The organism is Marinobacter sp. UBA2498, from assembly GCF_002341575.1.
GTDB classification, from domain to species: domain Bacteria; phylum Pseudomonadota; class Gammaproteobacteria; order Pseudomonadales; family Oleiphilaceae; genus Marinobacter; species Marinobacter manganoxydans.
The window spans coordinates 1-5311 of record NZ_DDOI01000120.1; the positions used below are offsets into that span (position 1 = coordinate 1).

At 59.1% G+C, this 5311-nt stretch carries 5 protein-coding genes; 4 read left to right on the forward strand and 1 reads right to left on the reverse strand.

Annotated features, from left to right (window positions below; all coding sequences use genetic code 11):
* The coding region (locus tag B2W52_RS16780) for a PAS domain S-box protein (protein WP_286803777.1) at window positions 1-961 on the reverse strand (961 nt) is incomplete at its 3' end.
* Window positions 962-1274: 313 nt separating this feature from the next.
* On the opposite strand from B2W52_RS16780, the gene B2W52_RS16785 reads away from it, so the two are divergent.
* The 4 genes from B2W52_RS16785 to cynS are packed head-to-tail and all read left to right on the forward strand — an operon-like array spanning window position 1275 to window position 4967.
* The gene (locus tag B2W52_RS16785) at window positions 1275-2696 is read left to right on the forward strand and encodes an ABC transporter substrate-binding protein (RefSeq protein ID WP_008170591.1); all 1422 of its coding nucleotides are present in this window, start codon (window positions 1275-1277) and stop codon (window positions 2694-2696) included.
* Between the two features lie 2 nt (window positions 2697-2698).
* Entirely contained in the window at window positions 2699-3526 is an 828-nt protein-coding gene (gene ntrB / locus B2W52_RS16790; protein ID WP_008170590.1) for a nitrate ABC transporter permease, read from the forward strand.
* 55 nt (window positions 3527-3581) lie between these two features.
* On the forward strand, window positions 3582-4496 hold the full coding sequence (locus B2W52_RS16795) for an ABC transporter ATP-binding protein (protein WP_008170588.1): 915 nt from the start codon (window positions 3582-3584) through the stop codon (window positions 4494-4496).
* 27 nt (window positions 4497-4523) lie between these two features.
* Window positions 4524-4967, forward strand: a complete 444-nt coding sequence (gene cynS, locus B2W52_RS16800) for a cyanase (protein ID WP_008170587.1) — start codon at window positions 4524-4526, stop codon at window positions 4965-4967.
* Window positions 4968-5311: the final 344 nt, after the last annotated feature.

Sequence of the window (5311 nt, forward strand, 5' to 3'; positions counted from 1 at the left end):
TGGCCTCGCTCTGGCCGAAGATTTCGTGGAAGTGGTACTCGGCGCTGAGTTCTTCCTGCAGATAGGCGTTCTCCATTTCCAGCCGGTGCTTGAGGGTTTCCACTTCCTCCAGCGCTTTCTGCAGTTCTTGCTGGGCTTCCTGACGCGCGGAGATATCCCGGAAAACCACCACTGCACCCACCGGATGCCCGTTGTCCAGGATCGGTGTGCTGGTGTATTCCACCGGGAAACCGCTGCCGTCCTTGCGCCAGAACCAGTCCTCGCCAACCCGCTTCACACTGGCATCGCGGAAGGCGGCGTATATCGGGCAGTCCTTCAGGGGATACAGGCTGCCATCGGCATGGGAGTGGTGCACCACGCGGTGCAGAACCCGCCCCATGAGTTCGTCAATTCGCCACCCCAGCATGCGCTCGGCTGCGGGGTTTGCGAAGGTGCCTCGCCCCTCGGCATCCACCCCGTAAATGCCTTCCCCGACGGCATGCAGGATCAGCTGGTTTTCCCGCTCCATGTCCTTGAACAGTTCTTCCACCCGACGCCATTCAAGCAGGCCGCCCCGGTGGTAGTGGTTGGCATCGTGGCGCTCCCGAAGGGTTCGCAGCTGGCGTCGGTCCCTCAACAACAGCAGCACATTCTGGGTTTCCGCCTCGCCGACCCTGGATGAGGAGATTTCCAGTTCCACGGTGTGGCCGTCCCGGTGCTGGAGGAAGAAATCCCGGCTCCAGCCGTGGCTGCGAAACAGGGTTTCCTCAGTGAATGCAATCAGTTGCGGCCGCTGGTCGGTGAACAGGTGGGTGCATGGCGTTCCGACGAGGGATTGCCGGTCGGAGCCGATCATTCGGCCCATGGCACTGTTGGCGGACAGAATCAGGTCCCTGCCTGCATCTACCAACAGCGCAGCCTCTGGCAGATGGTCAATCCAGTTGCCGGTGATTTCAGGGCGAATGATGGCTTCGGTGTTCATGGCGATTTCCTGAGTCAGTTCCCGAAGGAAGAAACAAACCCTGTGCCAACTACGAAAAATCGCAGTCCGGGCTACGAAAAATCGTGAAATACGAAATGTCGTAGCTCTCCTGTTTTCAGGCTCCTCATTCCTGATGCCTTAAAAACAATGGGTTAAAAAAATAACCGGACTTGGCACAAACCCTGCGATACCTCTCTCAGAACGCGGAGCCGACCCGACCATTTCCAGCCTCGGGCCCGAGCCGCACCTTTGTTGCACCGTGAGAGTGCAGAAATAACCCAAAACTTAGGTCCCAAACCCAGGAGAGTGCGCCATGACCACGAAAAGCCTTGGAAACCCGTTTGACGGTGACAAGTCCCTGATTCATGCCAAGACCTGCGGCTGCCCCGAGTGCAAACCCGGCGACAGCACCCCGTCGATTTCCCTCGATCTCAAGCCCTCTGCCGGCCAGCAGGCAGTTGCTGACGAGCATTTGGATTCAGAAGCGATGATGGATCGCGCCATCGAAGGCGCGGTGGTGCGCTCGGTGTTTGGTCACAACGAACACAGCCGGCGCGCCTTCATGAAAATGATGGGCGCGGGCACCGCGGCGGCCGTTCTGGGCAGCGTGTTCCCGATGGAAAAGGCCAAGGCCGCGGTGAAGGAATCCCTGGGCAAGCTCGAGAAGACCAAGCTGAACGTTGGTTTTGTACCGATCACCTGCGCCACGCCTATCATCATGGCCCACCCGATGGGCTTTTATGAGCGGTACGGCCTCGATGTGACCGTCACCAAGACCGCAGGTTGGGCGGTGGCCCGGGACAAGTCCCTGGCTGGCGAATACGACGCCTCACATATGCTTACTCCCATGCCCCTGGCGATGACCATGGGCGCGGGCTCCACACCGGAGCCGTTCATCATGCCGGCCGTTGAGAACATCAATGGCCAGGCCATCGTGCTGCACGTCGACCACAAGGACAAGCGCGACCCGAAACAGTGGAAAGGCTTCAAGTTTGGCGTGCCGTTCGAGTACTCCATGCACAACTTCCTGCTGCGTTACTACCTGGCCGAGAACGGTATCGACCCGGACAAAGATGTGCAGATCCGTGTGGTCCCGCCACCCGAGATGGTTGCCAACCTCCGCGCCGGTAACCTGGATGGCTACTTGTCACCGGATCCGTTCAACCAGCGTGCTGTTTGGGAGAAGGTGGGCTTCATCCACATGCTGACCAAGGACATCTGGGAAGGCCACCCGTGCTGCGCCTTTGCCTGCAGCAAGCAGTTCGCGACCCAGAACCCGAACACCTACGGCGCCCTGTTGCGCGCCATCATCGACGCGACGCAGTACTCCAACAATCCGGATAACCGTAAGGAAATCTCCGAAGCCATCGCGCCAAAGAACTATCTGAACCAGCCGGTTCCGGTGATTCAGCAGGTGCTGACCGGCTACTACGCCGATGGCCTTGGCGAGGTAAAAGACGTGCCGGACCGCATCGACTTCGACCCGTTCCCGTGGCACTCCATGGGCGTGTGGATCCTCACCCAGATGAAGCGCTGGGGTTATATCGAGGGTGATGTGGACTACAAAGGCATTGCCGAGCAGGTCTACCTGGCGAGCGAGACCGGCAAGATCATGGAAGAACTGGGTTACACCGCTCCGGACAAGACCTACAAGACCCACACCATCATGGGCAAGACGTTCGATTCTGATCGTGCCGAAGAATACGCACGCAGCTTCGACATCGGGAGGGTGTAACCATGGCTTCCCTGAACGTCCGGGCAGCACTGCTGTCGGTGTCGTTCCTGATTCTGGCCCTGGGGCTCTGGGAAATGGCAACCCAGCCCCCGGAGGCCCAGACAGGACTGACCGAATACGAAATGCTGATGGGTGGTGTGGAGCAGGAATCCCGGGTGCCGCCACCCTCGGCGGTGATCAAGCTGGCCTGGGCGGAGTTGTCCGATCCGTTCTATGACGCCGGCGCCAACGACAAGGGCATCGGCATCCAGCTGGCCTATTCGGTGTACCGGGTATTGACCGGCTACCTGGCGGCCATGGCCATTGCGCTGCCCGTCGGGTTCCTGATCGGCATGTCGCCGCTGATGTACAAGGCCCTGAACCCTTACATCCAGGTGCTGCGGCCAATTTCGCCGCTGGCCTGGATGCCCCTGGCCCTGTTCATCATCCAGGACTCCGATGCCTCAGCGATCTTTGTGATCTTCATCTGCTCGATCTGGCCAATGCTTCTGAACACCGCCTTTGGTGTGGCGAACGTGAGGCAGGACTGGGTCAACGTGGCCCGCACCCACGAACTCGGCCCACTGCGCACCGCCATTACGGTGATCCTGCCGGCCGCAGCACCCACCATTCTGACCGGCATGCGGATCTCGATTGGCATTGCCTGGCTGGTCATCGTGGCCGCGGAAATGCTCGTGGGCGGCACCGGCATTGGCTACTACGTGTGGAACGAATGGAACAACCTGGATCTGGCCAGTGTGATCTTCTCCATCCTGATGATCGGGGTGGTGGGCATGCTGCTCGACCTGGCCCTGGGCAAGGCCCAGAAACTGGTGGAATACAAAGAATGAGCGGTCCGGCACCGGTTTCCGGTGCCGGCCTCAACCCTCCGAATGGAGACCTGTTATGAGTAAATCATTCCTGGAAGTAGATGGCCTGTCCAAAGTCTATCCGGACGGCCAGGGCGGTGAGCTGACCGTCTTCGAGGATATCCGCTTTGCCCTGGAGAAAGGTGAGTTTGTTTGCATCATCGGCCACTCCGGTTGCGGCAAATCCACCATCCTGAACGTGTTGGCAGGCCTGGACGAAGCCAGCGCCGGCAACGTGGTGATGAACGGCAAGGAAATCAAAGGCCCAGGCCTTGAGCGCGGGGTTGTGTTCCAGAACTACAGCCTGCTGCCCTGGAAAACCACCCTGAACAACATCGTCTTCGCCGTGCGCGCCCGCTGGCCGGAGTGGTCCAAGGAAAAGGTGAAAGAGCACAGCGAACGCTACCTGAAGATGGTGGGCCTGGACCACGCCCTGAACCGCAAGCCGTCCCAGCTGTCCGGCGGTATGCGTCAGCGGGTGAGTATCGCCCGGGCCTTCGCCACCCAGCCGGAACTCCTGCTGCTGGACGAGCCTTTCGGCGCGCTGGATGCGCTCACCCGGGGTGTGATTCAGGACGAGCTGGTGAAAATCTGGGAAGAAACCCGCCAGACCGTGTTCATGATCACCCACGATGTGGACGAAGCCATTCTACTGTCTGACCGCATCTTCCTGATGTCGAACGGCCCCAACGCCCGCATCGCTGAGAGCGTGAAAGTGGACATTCCGCACCCGCGGGCCCGGGCCACCATCTTCCAGAACCCGGCCTACCACAAAACCCGGGACTACCTGGTGGACTTCCTGGTCAACCGAAGCGGCTCGGCTCTGCCGGAAAAAGACGGCACCCCGAAAATCGTCGAACCCGCCAAAGGCGTTGCCCAGTCCACGCCAGCGTCTGCCGACTCTGAAACCGAATCCGAATCTGAGACTGCCGCCCGTGCGGTGAATGCCTGACGTTAAAACCCAAGAGAGGAAACAGCCATGATGAACAAAGAACTGATGACCGCCAAAATCCTGGAAGCCAAAGTGTCCAAGGGAATGACCTGGGAAGCCATCGCCGAAACCATCGGCCTATCCCCGGTGTTCACCACCTCAGCGGCCCTGGGTATGAACAGCCTCACCGAAGACAAGGCCTTTGCCCTGTGCGAAGTCCTCGACCTGGACAAGCCGATAGCCGAAGCCCTGCAGGTCTGCCCCAAAAAAGCCTGGGACGGCGCCGTTCCGCAGGATCCGCTGATTTACCGTTTGTACGAAGTGGTGGGTGTCTACGGCGACACTATAAAAGAGCTCATCCATGAGAAGTTCGGCGACGGCATCATGAGTGCCATCGATTTCACCATGGACATCGAGAAGGAAGAGAATCCGAAGGGCGACCGTGTGGTCGTGACTATGAACGGGAAGTTCCTGCCTTACAAAGCCTGGTAAATCGGAAGAGCCCGCCTTTGTAGCCTGTTGGTTGAGGGGCGGGCCTGCGGGGTGGCAGGTGGAGTTTTTCTTGGAAAAAGAACTCGCTTCGCTCAGACACCTTTTTCCGGCGAAAAATCCACCTGCCACCCCGCGCCGACGTGCAACACGGGTTCACCGGTTTAAGGATTTTTGTGCTTTTGTAGGTTGGATTAGCCGCAGGCGTAATCCAACGGGTTTTGTCGGATTACGCTTCGCTAATCCTACGAAATATTCCCTTTAGAATTATCGCTGCTGCCCGTCGGTAGGGGGTGGGGGTATTTTTTCTGACAGGGAAAAGATGTCTGAGCGCAGCGAGTTGTTTT

Coding starts and splice junctions, on each gene's coding strand:
- cynS (WP_008170587.1), top strand. CDS start 4,524: ATGATGAACAAAGAACTGATGACCGCCAAAATCCTGGAAGCCAAAGTG.
- B2W52_RS16795 (WP_008170588.1), top strand. CDS start 3,582: ATGAGTAAATCATTCCTGGAAGTAGATGGCCTGTCCAAAGTCTATCCG.
- ntrB (WP_008170590.1), top strand. CDS start 2,699: ATGGCTTCCCTGAACGTCCGGGCAGCACTGCTGTCGGTGTCGTTCCTG.
- B2W52_RS16785 (WP_008170591.1), top strand. CDS start 1,275: ATGACCACGAAAAGCCTTGGAAACCCGTTTGACGGTGACAAGTCCCTG.